Origin of the sequence: Burkholderia sp. HI2714, from assembly GCF_002223085.1 — a bacterium.
Taxonomy (GTDB): domain Bacteria; phylum Pseudomonadota; class Gammaproteobacteria; order Burkholderiales; family Burkholderiaceae; genus Burkholderia; species Burkholderia lata_D.
The window spans coordinates 32901-49712 of sequence record NZ_NKFM01000061.1 but is presented as its reverse complement, the minus strand read 5'-3'; the positions used below and the strand labels follow the sequence as shown (position 1 = coordinate 49712).

At 67.1% G+C, this 16812-nt stretch carries 14 protein-coding genes and 1 pseudogene; 7 read left to right on the top strand and 8 right to left on the bottom strand.

Features of this window, described 5'->3' with window-relative positions; genetic code table 11:
- Positions 1-776 precede the first annotated feature (776 nt).
- Together CFB82_RS33755 and CFB82_RS33745 are read left to right on the top strand one after the other, a co-directional pair.
- Positions 777-1656 (top strand): annotated as a pseudogene (locus CFB82_RS33755) (IS5 family transposase); the annotation flags it as partial.
- A gap of 736 nt (positions 1657-2392) precedes the next feature.
- On the top strand, positions 2393-4093 hold the full coding sequence (locus CFB82_RS33745; RefSeq protein WP_089486783.1) for a dihydroxyacetone kinase family protein: 1701 nt from the start codon (positions 2393-2395) through the stop codon (positions 4091-4093).
- 147 nt (positions 4094-4240) lie between these two features.
- On the opposite strand, the gene CFB82_RS33740 is transcribed toward CFB82_RS33745, so the two are convergent.
- From CFB82_RS33740 to CFB82_RS33730, 3 genes are all read right to left on the bottom strand, one after another.
- A complete protein-coding gene (locus CFB82_RS33740) occupies positions 4241-4702 on the bottom strand; it encodes a hypothetical protein (protein ID WP_143751000.1) in 462 nt (153 codons plus the stop codon).
- A 58-nt stretch (positions 4703-4760) separates the two neighbouring features.
- Complete coding sequence (locus CFB82_RS33735) at positions 4761-5048, bottom strand: DUF1330 domain-containing protein (RefSeq protein ID WP_089486781.1); 288 nt, start codon at positions 5046-5048, stop codon at positions 4761-4763.
- A 211-nt stretch (positions 5049-5259) separates the two neighbouring features.
- Positions 5260-6120, bottom strand: coding sequence for an FAS1-like dehydratase domain-containing protein (locus CFB82_RS33730; protein WP_089486780.1), 861 nt, complete (start codon positions 6118-6120; stop codon positions 5260-5262).
- A 309-nt stretch (positions 6121-6429) separates the two neighbouring features.
- On the opposite strand from CFB82_RS33730, the gene CFB82_RS33725 reads away from it, so the two are divergent.
- From CFB82_RS33725 to CFB82_RS33705, 5 genes are read left to right on the top strand one after another with little or no spacing between them, the layout of a single operon-like run.
- Positions 6430-6909: a MarR family winged helix-turn-helix transcriptional regulator gene (locus CFB82_RS33725; RefSeq protein ID WP_089486779.1), complete on the top strand. Its 480-nt coding sequence runs from the start codon at positions 6430-6432 to the stop codon at positions 6907-6909.
- The gene (locus tag CFB82_RS33720) at positions 6906-9047 is read left to right on the top strand and encodes an FUSC family protein (protein ID WP_089486778.1); all 2142 of its coding nucleotides are present in this window, start codon (positions 6906-6908) and stop codon (positions 9045-9047) included. The genes CFB82_RS33725 and CFB82_RS33720 overlap by 4 nt, the downstream gene beginning before the upstream one ends.
- 34 nt (positions 9048-9081) lie before the next feature.
- Positions 9082-9294: a DUF1656 domain-containing protein gene (locus CFB82_RS33715; protein WP_011350409.1), complete on the top strand. Its 213-nt coding sequence runs from the start codon at positions 9082-9084 to the stop codon at positions 9292-9294.
- 1 nt (position 9295) lies between these two features.
- Positions 9296-10288, top strand: a complete 993-nt coding sequence (locus CFB82_RS33710; protein ID WP_089449000.1) for an efflux RND transporter periplasmic adaptor subunit — start codon at positions 9296-9298, stop codon at positions 10286-10288.
- On the top strand, positions 10285-11802 hold the full coding sequence (locus CFB82_RS33705; RefSeq protein ID WP_089486777.1) for an efflux transporter outer membrane subunit: 1518 nt from the start codon (positions 10285-10287) through the stop codon (positions 11800-11802). The genes CFB82_RS33710 and CFB82_RS33705 overlap by 4 nt, the downstream gene beginning before the upstream one ends.
- A gap of 15 nt (positions 11803-11817) precedes the next feature.
- Here CFB82_RS33705 and CFB82_RS33700 read toward each other — a convergent pair whose 3' ends face one another.
- The 5 genes from CFB82_RS33700 to CFB82_RS33680 all read right to left on the bottom strand — a co-directional run bounded on the left by CFB82_RS33700 (position 11818) and on the right by CFB82_RS33680 (position 16771).
- Complete coding sequence (locus CFB82_RS33700) at positions 11818-12909, bottom strand: porin (protein WP_166893426.1); 1092 nt, start codon at positions 12907-12909, stop codon at positions 11818-11820.
- A gap of 182 nt (positions 12910-13091) precedes the next feature.
- Positions 13092-14114, bottom strand: a complete 1023-nt coding sequence (gene dmpG, locus CFB82_RS33695) for a 4-hydroxy-2-oxovalerate aldolase (RefSeq protein ID WP_089486775.1) — start codon at positions 14112-14114, stop codon at positions 13092-13094.
- A 13-nt stretch (positions 14115-14127) separates the two neighbouring features.
- Entirely contained in the window at positions 14128-15075 is a 948-nt protein-coding gene (locus CFB82_RS33690; protein WP_089486774.1) for an acetaldehyde dehydrogenase (acetylating), read from the bottom strand.
- Positions 15076-15083: 8 nt separating this feature from the next.
- Complete coding sequence (locus tag CFB82_RS33685) at positions 15084-15872, bottom strand: fumarylacetoacetate hydrolase family protein (RefSeq protein ID WP_256990578.1); 789 nt, start codon at positions 15870-15872, stop codon at positions 15084-15086.
- A 53-nt stretch (positions 15873-15925) separates the two neighbouring features.
- Positions 15926-16771: an alpha/beta fold hydrolase gene (locus CFB82_RS33680; protein ID WP_089486773.1), complete on the bottom strand. Its 846-nt coding sequence runs from the start codon at positions 16769-16771 to the stop codon at positions 15926-15928.
- Positions 16772-16812: the final 41 nt, after the last annotated feature.

The window sequence follows — 16812 nt, the reverse complement described above, 5'->3', positions numbered from 1 at the left end:
ACAACCAGGCACTCATCGCGCTGGCACGGCGACGCTGCGACGTCCTGTTCGCCATGCTGCGCGACGGCACCATTTACCAACCCAAGTCAGCCCCTAACGCTTGACGAAAGACATAGGGGCACCCCCCGATGCAATCGTACAGAGTTAGCGAAGACCATCTCCTAACCGAAACACTGCGTCGTGAAGTCGCTGCCGACGATCACGATATTTCGTTTCATGACATTTACCTCTTCAGTTGTGTAGAAAATGGAAGGTGAACCGTTCCGACCTCGCTGCACACGAGTTGCCGAAACGCGACAGTTGGCACGAATGAAATGGGGCCGCTACAGAACATCACTCTGCATCATGGAATACCCGCATATCGCATACGTCGAATTTACGAAGCCATACGACATATCACACACCGAATGACTGCTTGATGAAGATCGTAAGACACAGTACGGCGTGCTGGTAGTACTGCGATGGTGCTTACACTGTTGTCGCCCGAACACCACTCCCTTAGTCGCCAAGACTAACAACGAGACGACATCGGTGCATGTCTCGGGCGCGTAATGGCTGACCCGTATCAGCTCACAATGTCAATACGCCGAATTTGACTGACGATACGCGCCTCATGCCCGATGAAAGCCCTAATCGACCAATCACGAAGATATTGAAATCGGCATCATATTTCGGACGGTCAATCATTTATCAGCATACGCGATCTAGCAGGCCGTCAAAATACCTCCGCCCATCCTGCGCGATGTAAGTATTCGAGATCAAGGAAGAAGAAGCAAATGCGAGGCGCCGACGGCTGCAACGAATCGCCGCTCAGCACGGTCCGGCTGGAGGAGTTTGTCCCGCAGACTCAGCCGGTGCATCCGATCCGGACGTGACTGAACGAGGCGTTGTCGCAGATGGATGTGAAGTTCTCGGCGATGTTCGAAGCGGACGTCAAAGGCGATCGCCCAAGCATTGCGCCGGAGAAGCTGATGCGGGCCATGCTGTTACAAGTGCTGTACAGCATCCGCAGTGAGCGGCAACTGGTCGAGTGGAACTCGTACAACCTGCTCTTCCGTTGGTTCATCGGTCTGTCGATTGAGGATGCTGTCTGGAACCACTCGGTGTCCAGCAAGAATCGAGATCGGTTGATCGAATTCGATGCGGTCACGGACCTGTTCAATACGACGGTGGAAACGGCACAGAAGCGAGGCCTGTTGTCCAGCGAGCGCTTCAGTGTGGACGGAACGCCGATCCAGGTCCGGGCCAGTCACAAAGGCATTTGCCGGAAAGACGACAGCGATGACGGCCGTCCGCCGGGCAACTGGCACGGCGAAACGCGCAGCAACGAAACACACGATTCGAAAAACGACGGCGATAGCCGACTGTATCGCAAGAGCAATGTGGCGCCGGCGCTACCTCGGTCATGCGCTGACCGACAATCGGCACGGTTTGGTCGTCAATGTCCAGGCCGGTCGAGCGAATGGGCGAGCAGAACGCGAAGTCTCCGTCGAAATGTTGCGGGACGTTGCCGGTTCGAATCTGCGCATCACAGTCGGCGCGGACAAGGGCTATGACACGCGAGGTTTCGTCAAAGCCTGCCATGGAGCCAACGTAACGCCGAACGTCGCACGAAATACGAAACGCACTAGCGGTATTTTCGGGCGTTTAACGAGGATCGCGAGCGATATTTGACCGTCACTGTCGGGAATCGAGGTGATCCGCTAGCGCTGACGGTTTGGTCCGCGGAGAAATGTGGGAGCTGGCAGCGTTGGACCGAATTCCGCGGGTGGCTGACTGAGTTGCCACTGGCAACACTTTCGATGCGATAAAGGTGGAGATTCGAATGGAAGTTCGGAATGAGGTTTTGTGACGGGGTGCTCGTGGAGAGACACACGCTCGAGCGCCATGGCAGGCCACCTACGACCCGCACAAAAAGGAAACCACAACGCGGTTCAGGATGCCGTCTACCAAGCGGAACTGTTTCGCTTGACTCGAGCGCACAGGAAGAAACACGGAAGCTGAACGTGCCGGGCAAGCCGACGCACCTCTGATCGGTCGAGTACTCTCCCTCGGTTCAGTCGATGCTTCACCGGTTCGCTGTACGCGGCTGTCACGGAAGCGAAGTTGATATAGCGAGTAATGTGCCGTATATCGCCGCAGCCGAACTTGCATCTCTTGCCGCGCATCCCACAACATGGATGGGAGTGCGCCGCACGCCGCGCATCAACGTTCGAACCTGATGTATCGTGGCGCGAAGCGTGCGCGTCGCTTCGCCCGTGCGGACGGTCATCCATTACATGACCGCCCGCCCCCGGCGACAGCGCCCGCACGATCCTCCGCAACACGAAAGGCCGTCCGGCGCCCGTGCAGGCCCGGCCGAGCCTCGTTCACTTGTCCGGAACCCGTCGCCATGAAAAAGCTTGTCAACCGCCCGTCCGATGTCGTGCGAGAAATGCTGGAAGGCATCGCGCGGCAGTCGCCGCATGTCGCGATCCTCGGCGACGAGCACGTGCTCGTCCGCCAGCCGCTGCCCGAGCCCGCGCAGCGCCCCGTCGCCATCCTCTCAGGCGGCGGCAGCGGCCACGAGCCCGCACACGGCGGCTATGTCGGCGAAGGGATGTTGAGCGCAGCCGTCTGCGGCGAAGTGTTCACGTCGCCGTCCACCGACGCCGTGCTCGCCGCGATCCGCGCGAGCGCCGGCCCGAACGGCGCGTTGCTGATCGTGAAGAACTACACGGGCGACCGGCTCAATTTCGGGCTCGCCGCCGAACTCGCGCGCGCCGAAGGCATTCCGGTCGAGACGGTCATCGTCGCCGACGACGTGTCGCTGCGCGGCCGCGTCGAGCGCGGCCAGCGGCGCGGGATCGCCGGCACCGTGCTGATCCACAAGCTCGCCGGCGCGGCCGCCGCGCGCGGGCTGCCGCTCGCTCGCGTCGCGGCCATCGCGCGCGACGCGGCGGCCGAACTCGGCACGATGGGCGTCGCGCTCGACGGCTGCACGATCCCGGGCGCCGACAAGTCGGGCTTCAGCCTCGGCGATCACGAGATCGAACTCGGTCTCGGCATCCATGGCGAGAAAGGCGTCGAACGCCGCGCGCCGCTGCCGGCCGATGCGCTGGTCGACACGCTGCTGTCGAGCATCGTCGCCGATCTCGTGCTCGACCGTGGCGAACGCGTCGCACTGTTCGTCAACGGCCTCGGCGCGACGCCGGACATGGAACTCGCGATCGTGCTGCGCGCCGCGCACGACAACCTGCACCGGCGCGGCATCGTCGTCGCGCGTGCGTGGGCCGGCACGTTCCTGTCGGCGCTGAACATGCCCGGCTGCTCGATCTCGGTGCTGCGGCTGAACGACGAACGCGCGGTGCTGCTCGACGCGCCGACGCAGGCGCGCGCATGGCCGGGCGGCGGCGCGGTGAATACGCAGATCCGCGTGGCCTCGGCCGCCGTGCCGGAAGCGCCGCTGCCGCCGCTCGATCCGGCCGGCCGCGCGTGGGCCGCGCGCCTGCGACCGGCGCTGCACGCAGTCGCGCAGACGCTGATCGATCACGAGCAGACGCTGACGGACCTCGACGCGGCGGCCGGCGACGGCGATCTCGGCGCGAGCATGCTGCGCGCCGCGCAGGCGATCCTTGCACTGCCGGAAGCCGCATATGGCACGCCGGCCGGCGCACTCTCGGCGCTCGGCGCCGCGTTGCGCCGCGCGATCGCCGGCAGTTCGGGGCCGTTCTATGCAACCGCGCTGCTGCGCGCATCGCGCCGGCTGGCCGATAGCGCCGAGCCGTCGGCGCGCGACTGGGCCGCGGCATTCCGCGGAGCGGTGGATTCGATCAGCGAACTCGGCGGCGCGCATGCCGGCGACCGGACGATGCTCGATGCGCTGGTACCGGCCGTCGCGGCATTCGAGCGCGCGCTCGACAACGATCGCGATCCCGCGAGCGCATGGGCCGCGGCAGTCGAAGCCGCCGAGCACGGCGCGCAGGAAACCGCACGCATGACGCCGCGCGCCGGGCGCGCGAGCTATCTCGGCGAACGTGCGATCGGCACGCCGGACGGCGGGGCGGTGGCGGTGTCGTATTGGCTGCGTGCGTTGCAGCCGCACATCGCGTAAAAGGGTGAAGGTTGAAGGCGCGACAGTGCGCCTTCAATGCATCGGCACGCAAGACGCTATTGCGCGTGACGTGCCGATGCCGTGGATCATTGCAATGCCGGTCGGCTTCACCTCCGCCGACATTCGCATCGAAGCGTCCGCAATCAATCAGCCCGTCTTCGTCCGCCCGGGCAACAACGCCGCACCAACCGACGCCACGCCGAAGCTCGCGAGCCAGCACCAGTAGCCGATCGCGTCGAGATGCACGGGCTCGACGTTCCCTGCTTCGTCGACGGCAATCTGGTGCTGCGACAGGAAGCTTATCCCGAACAGCAACGCCAGACCGGCCAGCACGACCGCCTGGGCGCGGTAGCGCTTCGCGGTCAGGAGCCAGGCAGCGAACACGAGCGGATTTGCGAGCCATGCATAGATACCGACGAGCACGCCCATCCAGCCCGTCAACAGCACCTGCCAGCCGTCGGCCCATGGATGCGGAGCGGGCGCGCCGGTGCGGAACGGCGCGGTGAACATGGCGACCAGATAAAGCGCGACGCTGATCGCGAGCAGCACGGTCGTGGCGCGGCCCATCGGCGGGCGAATGGGCGCGGTGGCGGGAGTCGATGGTTTCATGGGCGGGCCGGGCGTCCGGCGTCGCGGCGCGCCGCCGGACTCACCCGATGCACGTCGCTCAGACGCCTTCGACCAGCACGGCGCGATAGCGCGCGCCCTTGAAGCGGTGCAGGGCGACGGCCTGGTATTCCGGGCCGTGATACCACGCGTGCGCGGCTTCCTTCGACGGGAACTCGACGATCACGACGCCTTCCGGGCCTTCACCCTCGAGCGTTTCCTGCGGCCCGTAGGCTGCGAGCACCTTCACCGGGTGCCCGGCGAGCGTTGCGCCGACCTTGCTCTGGTAGAGGTCGAATTCCTGCTGGTCCTGCATGCTTTCACGTGTAAACACGATGTAGGTGGCCAAGATACCTGCTCCTGATGCGATGCGTGGAAGGGGGAAGAGCCGGCCGCGCATCGCCTGGTCCGGCGAACGGCACGCGACCTGCCAGCAGCTTACAGGGGTTTGCCGACGAACGTCGGGGCTGGCCGAGTGCGCGTCCGGCCGGCTTGCTGCGTGCGACAACGGTCACCCGCGTACGGATCCTGCCGCGCGCGGATGACCGGAACGGAGCCCGTCACGCAAGCGTCGCGGTGGCCTGCATCGTCAGCCAGCCGTCGCGATCCTTCGCCCACAGCTCGATCGTCCGGCCGTCATCCGCAGGCTGGCCGCACAGCGTGAACGGCTCCCCGTCGAACGTCGGGCGCACCGCGCGAAACGCGAAGCTCGCCAGCGTCGCGTCGGGCCGCTCGCGGTGCACGAGATCGACGAGCAGCGTCGCGATCAGCGGGCCGTGCACGACGAGCCCCGGATAGCCTTCCTCCTGCGTCACGTAGCTGCGGTCGTAGTGGATGCGGTGACCGTTGAAGGTCAGCGCCGAATAGCGGAACAGCATCACGGCGTCGGCCGTGACCGTGCGCGACCACGTCTCGCCCGCCGGCGCGGCGATCGGCTTCGGCGCGGGTGTGCCCGGCTGCGGCGCATCGCGATAGACGATGTCGTGCTCTTCCTCGACGCACAACGCGCCGTCACACTCGATCCGGTGCTGCACCGTCACGAAGACGAGCCGGCCGCTGCGGCCCGTCTTGTCCTCGATGTTCTCTATGGTGGATTCGCGCGTCGCGCGCCGCCCCGCGCGCAGCGGGGCATGGAATGTCAGGCGGCCGCCGGCCCACATGCGGCGCGGCAGCGGCACGGGCGGCAGGAAGCCGCCGCGCTTCGGGTGGCCATCGGGGCCGACTTCGGCCAGCGGCGCGACGGGCAGGAAATAGAGCCAGTGCCACATCGGCGGCACGACGTCGCCGGGCGACGGGCGGTCGAGCGTGGCGGCCAGCGCGTTCAGCGGAAACGCGGTGATGTCGTCGCCGAGCGTTTCGGTCTTGCCGAGCCACGCGTCAAGCGACGCCTGGCCAGAGGGCTGCGGGGATGAAGTGGACACGTGCGGAATCTCCGGAAGGCTTGCAACGGCCCCAATATGCACGTAGTGCGCCGTTTCGCGAAGCCGGATTTCCCGAACCCCGGCTTCGAGCCCGCCTGACCCGCCGGACAGCCCTGCCGGACGACTTTCATCTGACCATTCGATCGCGGCCGTCGCATGCACGACGCATCGACAACCTTACAGTTTGACCATCCCCGGCACGCCGCCTAAATTGCTTCAAACGGGCGGGCCGAACCGCGTGCGACGTGTCATCCGGGTGACAAAAACGATAGTTTGCTATCGAATTAATTTGCCCCTATCATCTCGCCCATGACCAATCTGCACGACCTCCGCCTCGCCGTCAGCAGCCTTCTCGTGCTGTCCGCGCGCAAGTGGCGCCGCACCAGTGACGGCGTGCTGACCACGTACAACGTGTCCGAGGCCTGCGCGACGCCGCTGCTGATCGCCGGGCGCCTCGGCGAAGGCGTGCGCCAGGGCACGCTCGCCGAATACGTCGGCATCGAAGGGCCATCGCTCGTGCGCCTGCTCGACCAGCTGTGCGCGGCCGGCCTCGCGCGCCGCGACGAGGATCCGCACGACCGCCGCGCGAAGACGATTTCGCTGACGGCCGCCGGCCGCGCGGTCACCGCGAAGATGGAGGAAGACCTGCGCGTGCTGCGCGCGCAGGTGCTCAAGGGTGTCACGCGCGCCGATCTCGAAGCGACGCTGCGCGTGCTCGATGCATTCAATGCCGCCGAGTCGCACACACCCGTCGCGCGCACCTCCCATACCGGTGACGCCGCGTCATGACCTACCCGAGCCTTCGCGACTGGCTGTTCTCGGGCAAGACGTTCGCCGCGTCGATGCTGGCGCTGTATCTCGGCCTGTATTTCCAGTTGCCGCGCCCGTACTGGGCGATGGCGAGCGTCTACATCGTGTCGAACCCGTTCGTCGGCGCGACGCGCTCGAAGGCGCTGTATCGCGCGCTCGGCACCGCGCTCGGCGCGGCCGCCGCGATCTTCTTCGTGCCGCCGTTCGTCGAGACGCCGCTGCTGTTCGCGATCATCGTCGCCACTTGGTGCGGCACGCTGCTCTACCTCGCGATCTCCGACCGCACCGCGCGCAGCTATGTGTTCATGCTCGCCGGCTACACGATGCCGCTGGTCGCGCTGCCGACCGTGACCGATCCGTCCACCGTGTTCGACGTCGCAATCGCACGTACCGAGGAGATCGTGCTCGGCATCGTGTGCGCGAGCGTGGTGGGCAGCGCGATCTTCCCGAACCGGCTCGCGCCGACGCTGATCGAGCGCACCGACGCGTGGTTCAAGGATGCCGCGTTCTACGGCCGCGAGACGCTGTCCGGGCACATCGCCGGCAAGGCGCTGTCCGCGTGCCGGCAACGCCTCGCGGCGACCATCACGGGCCTCGAATTCCTGCTGAGCCAGCTGAGCTACGACCATGCGCACCCGCGCATCCTCGCGCGGGCACAGGCGCTCGCGGGCCGGATGCAGCTGTTCCTGCCGCTGATGTCGTCGCTCGCCGATCCGTTGATCGCGCTGATGCGCGACCTGCACATCCGGCCGGCCGGGCTCGACGAGCTGCTCGCCGATGCCGCGAAGTGGTTCGACGCGCCGCTGCCGGCCGTGCGGGCCGGCTCCGATGGCGACATGGCCGACGACCCGGTCGCGGAACGCCTGCGCGAACGCATCGCCGCGCTGCAGCCGGGCGACGACGCGCTCTCGAGTTGGGACGGTGCGCTGCTGTCGAACGCGCTGTGGCGGCTGCGCCAGGTCATCGACATCTGGCAGGACTGCCGCTCGCTGCGCGCGCTGATCGGCAACGAAGCGGGCGTCTGGCAGCCGCGCTACCGGCACTGGCGGCTCGGCGGCACCGAACGCTTCTTCGATCGCGGAATGATGCTGTTCTCGACGCTGACCGTCGCCGCCGCGATCGTGTTCGCGAGCTGGCTGTGGATCGCGTCCGGCTGGCACGACGGCGCCGCGGCCGTCACGCTCGTGGCCGTCTCGTGCAGCTTCTTCGCCGCGCTCGACGAGCCGGCGCCGCTGGTGTTCAAGTTCTTCCTCGCGACGACCGCGAGCGTCGTGTTTGCGGGCCTGTACCTGTTCGTCGTGCTGCCGCACGTGCACGATTTCGCGATGCTCGTCGTGATGTTCGCGGGCCCGTTCATCCTGATCGGCACGCTGCTGCCGCGCCCGCAGTTCAACATGGTGACGATGCTCGTCGCCGTGAACACGGCCACCTTCATCAGCATCCAGGGTGCGTACGACGCCGATTTCTTCGTGTTCCTGAACAGCAACCTCGCGGGCGTCGCCGGGTTGTTGTTCGCGTATGTATGGACGCGTGCGACGCGGCCGTTCGGTGCGGAACTCGCGGTGCGGCGCCTGCTGCGCTCGGGCTGGGAAGATGTCGCGCGCTCCGCGTCGACGCAACCGCTCGACGACCAGCGCAACCACGCATCGCGGATGCTCGACCGCGTCACGCATCTGCTGCCGCGCCTCGGCGCGTCCGACGATCATCGCCACCCGTCGATCGAAAGCTTCCGCGACCTGCGCATCGCGCTCAATGCGCTCGACCTGCGCCGCTCGCGCCGCCGGCTGTCCGGCGACGTGCCCGATGCAATCGATCGCGTGCTGGCCGGCGTCACCGACCACTACGAACGCTGCGCCGCCGCGAACGCGCGCCAGCCGGCGCCGCCCGCGCTGCTCGCGACGATCGACGACGCGCTGCAACGCGTCGCGGTCCGCAACCTGCCGGGCGCCGCGCCGGCCGACGACGGCACGGCGCCCGCCGCGCCCACCGCACCGGCCACGCCCGCCATGCATCGCCGGCTGCGCGACACGCTGCACGCGCTCGTCGGCCTGCGCCTGTCGCTGTATCCGGCCGCGGCCGGGCAGCCGCCGCAGGCGCCGGACGGAGCACGCGCATGATCCCGCTTTCCCATCCGTCTTTCCGACCGCGACCATGATCGGCGAAATCGACATCTTCGGCGTATTCGTGCCGGCCCCGCTCGTGCTGATGCTGATCGCCTACCTGATCAACATCGTCGTGCGCGCCGTGCTCGAGCGCGTCGGCTTCTACCGCCTCGTCTGGCACCGTTCGATCTTCGACCTCGGCATCTACGTATTCGTGTTTGCCGCCGTCGTGATCGTGTCCCACCATCTCGTGGCTACCTAACGTGAAAAAAACCTGGCTCTCGGCAGGGCAAATCCTGCTCACCCTGATCGTCGTCGTCGTGGCGGCCATCGTGCTGTGGCGCATCGTCAACTACTACATGTTCTCGCCGTGGACCCGCGACGGTCACGTGCGCGCCGACGTGATCCAGGTCGCGCCGGACGTGGCGGGCCTCATCACGTCGGTGCAGGTCGCCGACAACCAGGAGGTCAAGCGCGGCCAGGTGCTGTTCGTGATCGACCAGGCGCGCTACGCGCTCGCGGAACGGCTCGCCGAAGCCACGCTCGCGCAGCGTCGCGCGACGCTCGCGCAGGCGAAGCGCGAGTACGCCCGCAACCTGCAGCTCGGCAACCTGGTCGCGAGCGAACAGGTCGAGGAAAGCCGCACGCGCGTCGAACAGGGCGAAGCCGCCGTCGCCGATGCGCAGGTGTCGCTCGACACCGCGAAGCTGAACCTGCAGCGCACGACGATCGTCAGTCCCGTGGACGGCTACCTGAACGACCGCGCGCCGCGCGTCGGCGAATACGTGCCGGCCGGCCGCGCGGTGCTGTCGGTCGTCGACCGCAATTCGTTCCGCGTCGACGGCTACTTCGAGGAAACCAAGCTGCGCGGCATCCACATCGGCCAGCCGGTCGACATCATCGTGATGGGCGAGCCGCATGCGCTGCGCGGCCACGTGCAGAGCATCGTCGCCGCGATCGAGGATCGCGACCGCACGCAGGGCGCGAACCTGCTGCCGAACGTGAACCCGGCATTCAGCTGGGTGCGGCTCGCGCAGCGCGTGCCGGTGCGCGTCGTGCTCGACGAAGTGCCCGACGATTTCCGGATGATCGCGGGCCGGACCGCGACCGTCTCGATGCGCGACGCCGACACGCGCCGCAACGACAACGCGAAGCCGGCGGCCGGCGCGTCGGCGGCGGCCGGCACTTCGGCGGCCGTCGCGCCGGTATCGACGGCTTCCGGCACGGCCGCCAGCGCGGCAGGAGCATCGCAATGAAGCGGCACGGTCTGCGCCTCGCCGCGACGCTCGCGCCGCTTGCGCTCGCACTCGGCGCGTGCAAGTCCGTCGGCCCCGATTACACGCTGCCGCAGCAGGCGTACGTGAATGCGCCGCTCGCGAACCATGCGCTCGACGATGCAAACGGCACGCTCGTGTCGCGCGACGCCGTGCCCGGCAACTGGTGGCAGCTCTACGACGATCCCGTGCTCAACGGGCTCGTGCGCGATGCATTGAAGTCGAACACCGACCTGCGCGTCGCCGCGGCCAACCTCGCGCGCTCGCGCGCGGCGCTGGAAGTCGCAAGCCAGCAGGGCGGCTTCTCTGGCCGCGCGGAAGCCGCCGTGCAGCGCGCCCAGGAATCGGCCGAGCAATACCTGCTCGAGAACAAGCTGCCGGTCGTCAACGAAGGTACGGTCGGCATCAACGTGTCGTATGAGATCGACCTGTTCGGCAAGCTGCGGCGCGGCGTCGAAGCCGCGCGCGCGGACAGCGAGGCCGTCCGCGCCGCAGGCGACCTGGCGCGCATCACGGTCGTCGCCGACGTCGTGCGCGCATACGTCGAATCGTGTTCGGCCGGCGACGAGCTGGCTGTCGCGAAGCAGTCGCTCGCGCTGCAGAAGCAGCGCGTCGCGCTGTCGCAGCGGCTGCGCGATGCCGGGCGCGGCAACCAGACCGACGTGACGCGCGGCGTGACGCAGGTGCGTACCCTCGCCGCCGATATCCCGCGCTTCGAAGGCCGCCGCAAGGTCGCGCAATATCAACTCGCCGCGCTGCTTGCGCGCTCGCCCGCCGACCTGCCGAAGGCCGTTGCCGAATGCGAGCGCCTGCCGAAGCTGCGCCAGCCGATTCCGATCGGTGACGGCGCCGCGCTGCTGCGCCGCCGCCCCGACGTGCGCGCAGCCGAGCGGCAACTCGCGGCCGCGACCGCACGCATCGGCGTGGCGACCGCCGCGCTGTATCCGTCGATCAGCATCGGCGCGTCGGCCGGCTCGGTCGGTGTCGCCGCCGACCTGTTCTCGTCCACGACGAATCGCTGGTCGTTCGGCCCGCTGATCAGCTGGTCGTTCCCGGTCAACGGCCAGCGTGCGCGCGTACGCGAGGCCGAAGCCGCGACGGGCGGCGCGCTCGCGCATTTCGACGGCGTCGTGCTGAACGCGCTGCGCGAAACGCAGTCGAGCCTCGCGACCTATGCGGCCGACGTGCAGCGCACGGAAGCGCTGCGCACGGCCTACGAATCGGCCCGCAATTCCGCCGACGAAACGCATCGCCTCTATCTGGCCGGCCGCGAGTCGTTCATCTCCGATCTCGACGCGACGCGCACGCTGACGAGCGCGCAGGCGCAGGTGGCAACCGCCGAAGGCCAGGTCGCGACCGACCAGGTGCGGCTCTTCCTCGCGCTCGGCGGCGGGTGGGATGACGATGCGGCGCCCGATGCGGCAAAACAGACGTCGAAGCCGGCGCCGGCAAGCGGCGCGTCGGCAGCCTCGGCCGCCGTCACCGTAGCCGAATAACCTGCCGACGAAAACCTAGAAGCGCGTCTGCACCCCGACACGCGCCAGCAGCTGATTCGGGCCGCTGGCGGTGCCGTTCGGGTCGATGATGCCGCTGACGAGTGCCTGCGCGTCGGCGTTCGCGCGCTGGTACACGGCGACCGCGTACACGGTGGTCCGCTTGGACAGAAAGTAGTCCACCGACGCGCTCAGCTGATGCGCGTGATGGTTCTCGAGGTACGCGTTGCCCTTCATGTACAGGTAGCTCGCGCCGAGCTGCAGCGCGGGCGTGACGAGGAACGTCGCCCCCAGTTGGCCCTGGGCAATCGCCCCGCCGTTCGCGCCGTTTCGCACGGTCGTGACGAGCGCGTTCATCGCGAGCTGGCCGAAATCGTAGCGCGCGCCGACGCCCCAGTTGCGGATGCCGACTTGCGGCCCTCCCGGCTGCAGATACTTGACCTCGGTGAACGCGGCGGCGGCGCCGAATGCGCCATGATCGTAATTCAGGCCGGCGCTGACGCTGTTTCCACTACCCAGCGATCCGGGCACGCCACCGAATCCAACCATCGCGCCCATCCGGAAACCGGCGATAGACGGCGACTGATACTTGACCGAGTTCGTCACCGTCTGGCCGGACATCCGGTCCCAGTCGAACTGCGCCGCGTAAGGCGGGTTGTACGGAAGCGCGATCTTCTGGAACGGGCCCGCGCGAAAACCGTACAGGCCGCCGACCGCAAACGCCGCATCGGTACGCCCGAAAAACAGCGCGTCGATCATGAAGTCGTACTGGTTGCCGAACTTGATCGACCCGAACCGATTGTCGGTCAACCCGACCCATGCGTTGCGCCCGAACAGGCCTTTGCCGGGCGGCTGGATCGCCCCCGTGCCGACCGCGATCTGGCTGACGAGATCGAAGACCGCGTGCGTGCCGCCACCGAGATCCTCGTCTCCCCTGATACCCAGCAGATTGGGCGCCATGATGCCGTCGTCGAACTTCAGGTTGCCGTGCCCACCCGAATTGCTGACGTAGGTGATGCCCGCATCCAGAAAGCCATACAGCGTGACGCTGCTACCCGTTCCCGCCTGCGCGTCGTGCGCGCATGCCGCAGCGCCCAGCGCGATTCCCACCCAGACCACCTTTTTCATTGCTCGTCTCCATTGACCTGATTTCCGGTTTATTTAGTTATATTGATTATTGTTTTCGTGCTGCCGCATCGAAACGATGCGTGCCGGCTCGCGTGAAACGAATTCCGCCCTTGCCGGCGGTGCCTGTCCTGCCCGGACAGGCACGCCTCCTGCCGATCGAACCGCTATTGCGCTGTGGAACGCGAATCGAGTAGATCCAGCGCGACGTCGACGATCATGTCCTCCTGCCCGCCGACCATCCGCCGCTTGCCGAGCTCGACGAGAATATCGACCGCCTTCAGCCCGTACTTCCGCGCCGCCGCTTCCGCGTGGCGAAGGAAGCTCGAATAGACGCCGGCATAGCCGAGCGCGAGCGTCTCGCGATCCACGCGAACCGGCCGATCCTGCAACGGGCGCACGATATCGTCGGCCGCATCCATCAACAGGTGCAGGTCCGTGCCGTGATGCCAGCCCAGTCGCTCGGCCGCCGCGACGAACACTTCGAGCGGCGCATTGCCGGCACCTGCCCCCATGCCGGCCAGACTCGCATCGATCCGGTCGCAGCCTTCCTCGACGGCGACGATCGAGTTCGCGACGCCGAGGCTCAGGTTGTGGTGCGCATGCATGCCCGTCTGCGTGTCGGGATTCAGCACGGCCTTGATCGCGCGAAAGCGGTCGCGTACGTCGTTCATGTTCATCGCGCCGCCGGAATCGACCACATAGATGCAGGTCGCGCCGTAGCTTTCCATTTTCTTCGCCTCGACGGCCAGCCGGTCCGGCGCCGTCATGTGGCTCATCATCAGGAAGCCGACCGTGTCCATGCCGAGTGCGCGCGCATGCTCGATGTGCTGCTTCGAGATATCGGCCTCGGTGCAGTGCGTCGCGACACGCACGACGCGTGCGCCCGCATCGTATGCGGCTTGCAGGTCGTGGATCGTACCGATGCCAGGAATCAGCAGCGTCGCGATCTTCGCCTGCATGACGACGTCCGCCGCGGCCGCGATCCATTCAGGATCGCCATGCGCACCGAACCCGTAGTTGAAGCTCGATCCTTGCAGGCCGTCGCCGTGTGCGACCTCGATGCTGTCGACCTTCGCGGCATCGAGCGCGCGGGCGATCGCCTGCACGTCGTCGACCGAATACCGATGCCGGATCGCATGCATGCCGTCGCGCAACGTGACGTCGGAGATGTAAAGTTTCTTGCTCATGATGAAGGCCCTGTTACGCGCTCGCGCGCTGCAGCGACTGCGCCATGCGCTCGGCGGTCGCGAGCGCGGCGGACGTCATGATGTCGAGATTGCCCGCATACGCCGGCAGGTAGTGCGCCGCGCCCTCGACCTCGATGAAGATCGACGTCTTCAGCCCGCTCATGCGGCCGAGGCCCGGTATGTTGAGCGGTGCGGATGCCGGGATCACGTCGAACTGCACCGCCTGCTTCAGTCGATAACCCGGCACGTATGCCTGTACCGCGCGGGCCATCTCGTCCACCGACGCGGCGATCCGCGCTTCGTCGGCCAACTCCGACAGCACATAGACGGTGTCGCGCATCATCATCGGCGGCTCGGCCGGATTCAGGATGATGATGGCCTTGCCGTGCGCCGCGCCGCCCACCGCCTCGATCGCCTTCGACGTCGTCTCGGTGAATTCGTCGATGTTCGCGCGGGTGCCGGGCCCGGCCGACTTGCTGCTGATCGACGCGACGATCTCCGCGTAGTGCGCCTTCGCGACGCGCGATACGGCCGCGACCATCGGAATCGTCGCCTGGCCGCCGCACGTGACCATGTTCACGTTCGGTGCGTCGAGATGCGCATCGAGATTGACGACCGGCACGCAGTACGGGCCGATCGCCGCGGGTGTCAGGTCGACGCAGCGAATGCCAGGCTTCAGCGTGCGCAGGAATGCGTCGTTCTTCACGTGCGCGCCGGCCGACGTCGCATCGAACACGAAGTCGATATCGTCGAACACCGGCAATCGCGCCAGGCCCTCGACGCCTTCGTGCGTCGTCGCGACGCCCAAGCGCGCCGCCCGCGCGAGGCCGTCGGACGCCGGGTCGATGCCGATCATCGCGGCAACGTCGAGATGCCGCGCATGCCGCATGATCTTGATCATCAGGTCGGTGCCGATGTTGCCCGAGCCGATGATCGCGGCCTTGAGTTTCGGATGGCTCATGAAAGTCCTCAATCGATGAAAGTCGCGCGCACGCTGCCGAGGCCGGCAACCTCCGCGACGAACGTGCCCGCCGCCCGGACGGCGACCATCGGCCCGAGCGCGCCGGTCAAGATCACGTCGCCCGCACGCAGCGGCGTGCCGAGCCACACCATGCGGTCGGCGAGCCACGCGGCCGCGTTCAGCGGATTGCCGAGGCAGGCGGCGCCGTTGCCGCGGGACAGCACGTTGCCGTCCAAGGACAGCGTCATCTCGCAGCCCGCGAGATCGACGTCCTTCAGCGGCACGGGCCGGCTGCCGAGCACGAAGCGCGCGCTCGATGCGTTGTCCGCGACGGTGTCGACGAAGCGGATGTCCCAGTCGGCAATCCGGCTGTCGACGATCTCGATCGCCGCAAGCGCATACGCGCACGCACGCTGCAGGTCGGCGAACGTGTGCTTCTCGTGCACGAGGTCGTGCTCGAGCACGAGTGCGATCTCCGCTTCGACCTTCGGCTGGATCAGCTGCGACAGTCGCATCGGTTCGGCATCGCCGGCCGCCATCGACGCGAACAGCGTGCCGAAATCGGGCTGGTCCACGCCGAGCTGCCGCTGCACCGCGAGTGACGTCAGGCCGATCTTGCGCCCCACGATGCGCTCGCCGTTGCGGACCCGCAGGTCGACGTTGGCTTGCTGCACCGCATATGCGACCGCACCGTCGTCCGCTGCGATCTCGGCGCGCACCGGTTCGGTCGCCCTGCATTGCGCCTCCGCGTGGCGAAGGCGCGCGGCCAGCGTGTCGATGACTTCGGAATCCGGTATCTTCAAGGTTCTCCCGCACTCGGTCGGTGGTGGACTGGAATCGCGCATACCCATCACGCGTTCCCGATGAAATCGGCGACCAGGCGGTTGAACTCGTCCGGATGCTCGATCATTGCCCAGTGCCCGCAGCGGTTCAGGAGCACGAGACGCGAATCCGGAATGTTCGCGAGCAGATACAGCGACGTCTCGAACGACACCACGCGATCGTCGCGGCCGTGGATCAGCAGCGTGGGCGTCTTGATCGCGGGCAGCAGCTCGGGCTTCACCCACTTCGGCAGCGGCGCGCCGGCCGGCAGCCCCGCCACGTAGTTGCTCAGGTGCTCGGGGCGCAGCAGCGCGGCGTCCGATCGGGCCTGGCACAGTTCCGCTGTCGCGAAGCGCGCCTTGTCGTACACCATGATCTCCACCAGCCGGCGCATGTGCTCCGGCGACGGATCGCGGTACGCCTGGATCAGTACCTTGAGCCCTTCGGACGGGCCGTCGCCCGCGCCGAACAGCGTCGGCATGCGCCCGACCGGCGGCCCCATCGTCACGAGGTGCGTGATGCGTTCCGGATGCTCGGTCGCGAGCCGCAGCGACGTCTGGCCACCCATCGAATTGCCGACGAATGCGGCCCGCTCGATGCCCAGCGCATCCATGAACTGGATCGCCGCGTCGACGTGGTCGAGCTGCTCGACCGTCGCCGGATCCGATTGCCCCCAGCCGGGCATGTCGACGGCGTACACATGGAACTGCTTCGCGAGTGCGTCGATATTGCCGCTGAAGTTGCTCCATCCCGTCGCGCCCGGGCCGCTGCCGTGCAGCAGGATCACCGGATGACCGCTGCCGGCCTCGTGGTAATGAAGTTGCCAGTCCCGCGTCTTGACGGTGCGGCTGGTCTGAGCCTGGGTAAGCGCCATGATGGTTTCCTTCCCGAAAGTGATTGAGGTGTGTCGCGCCG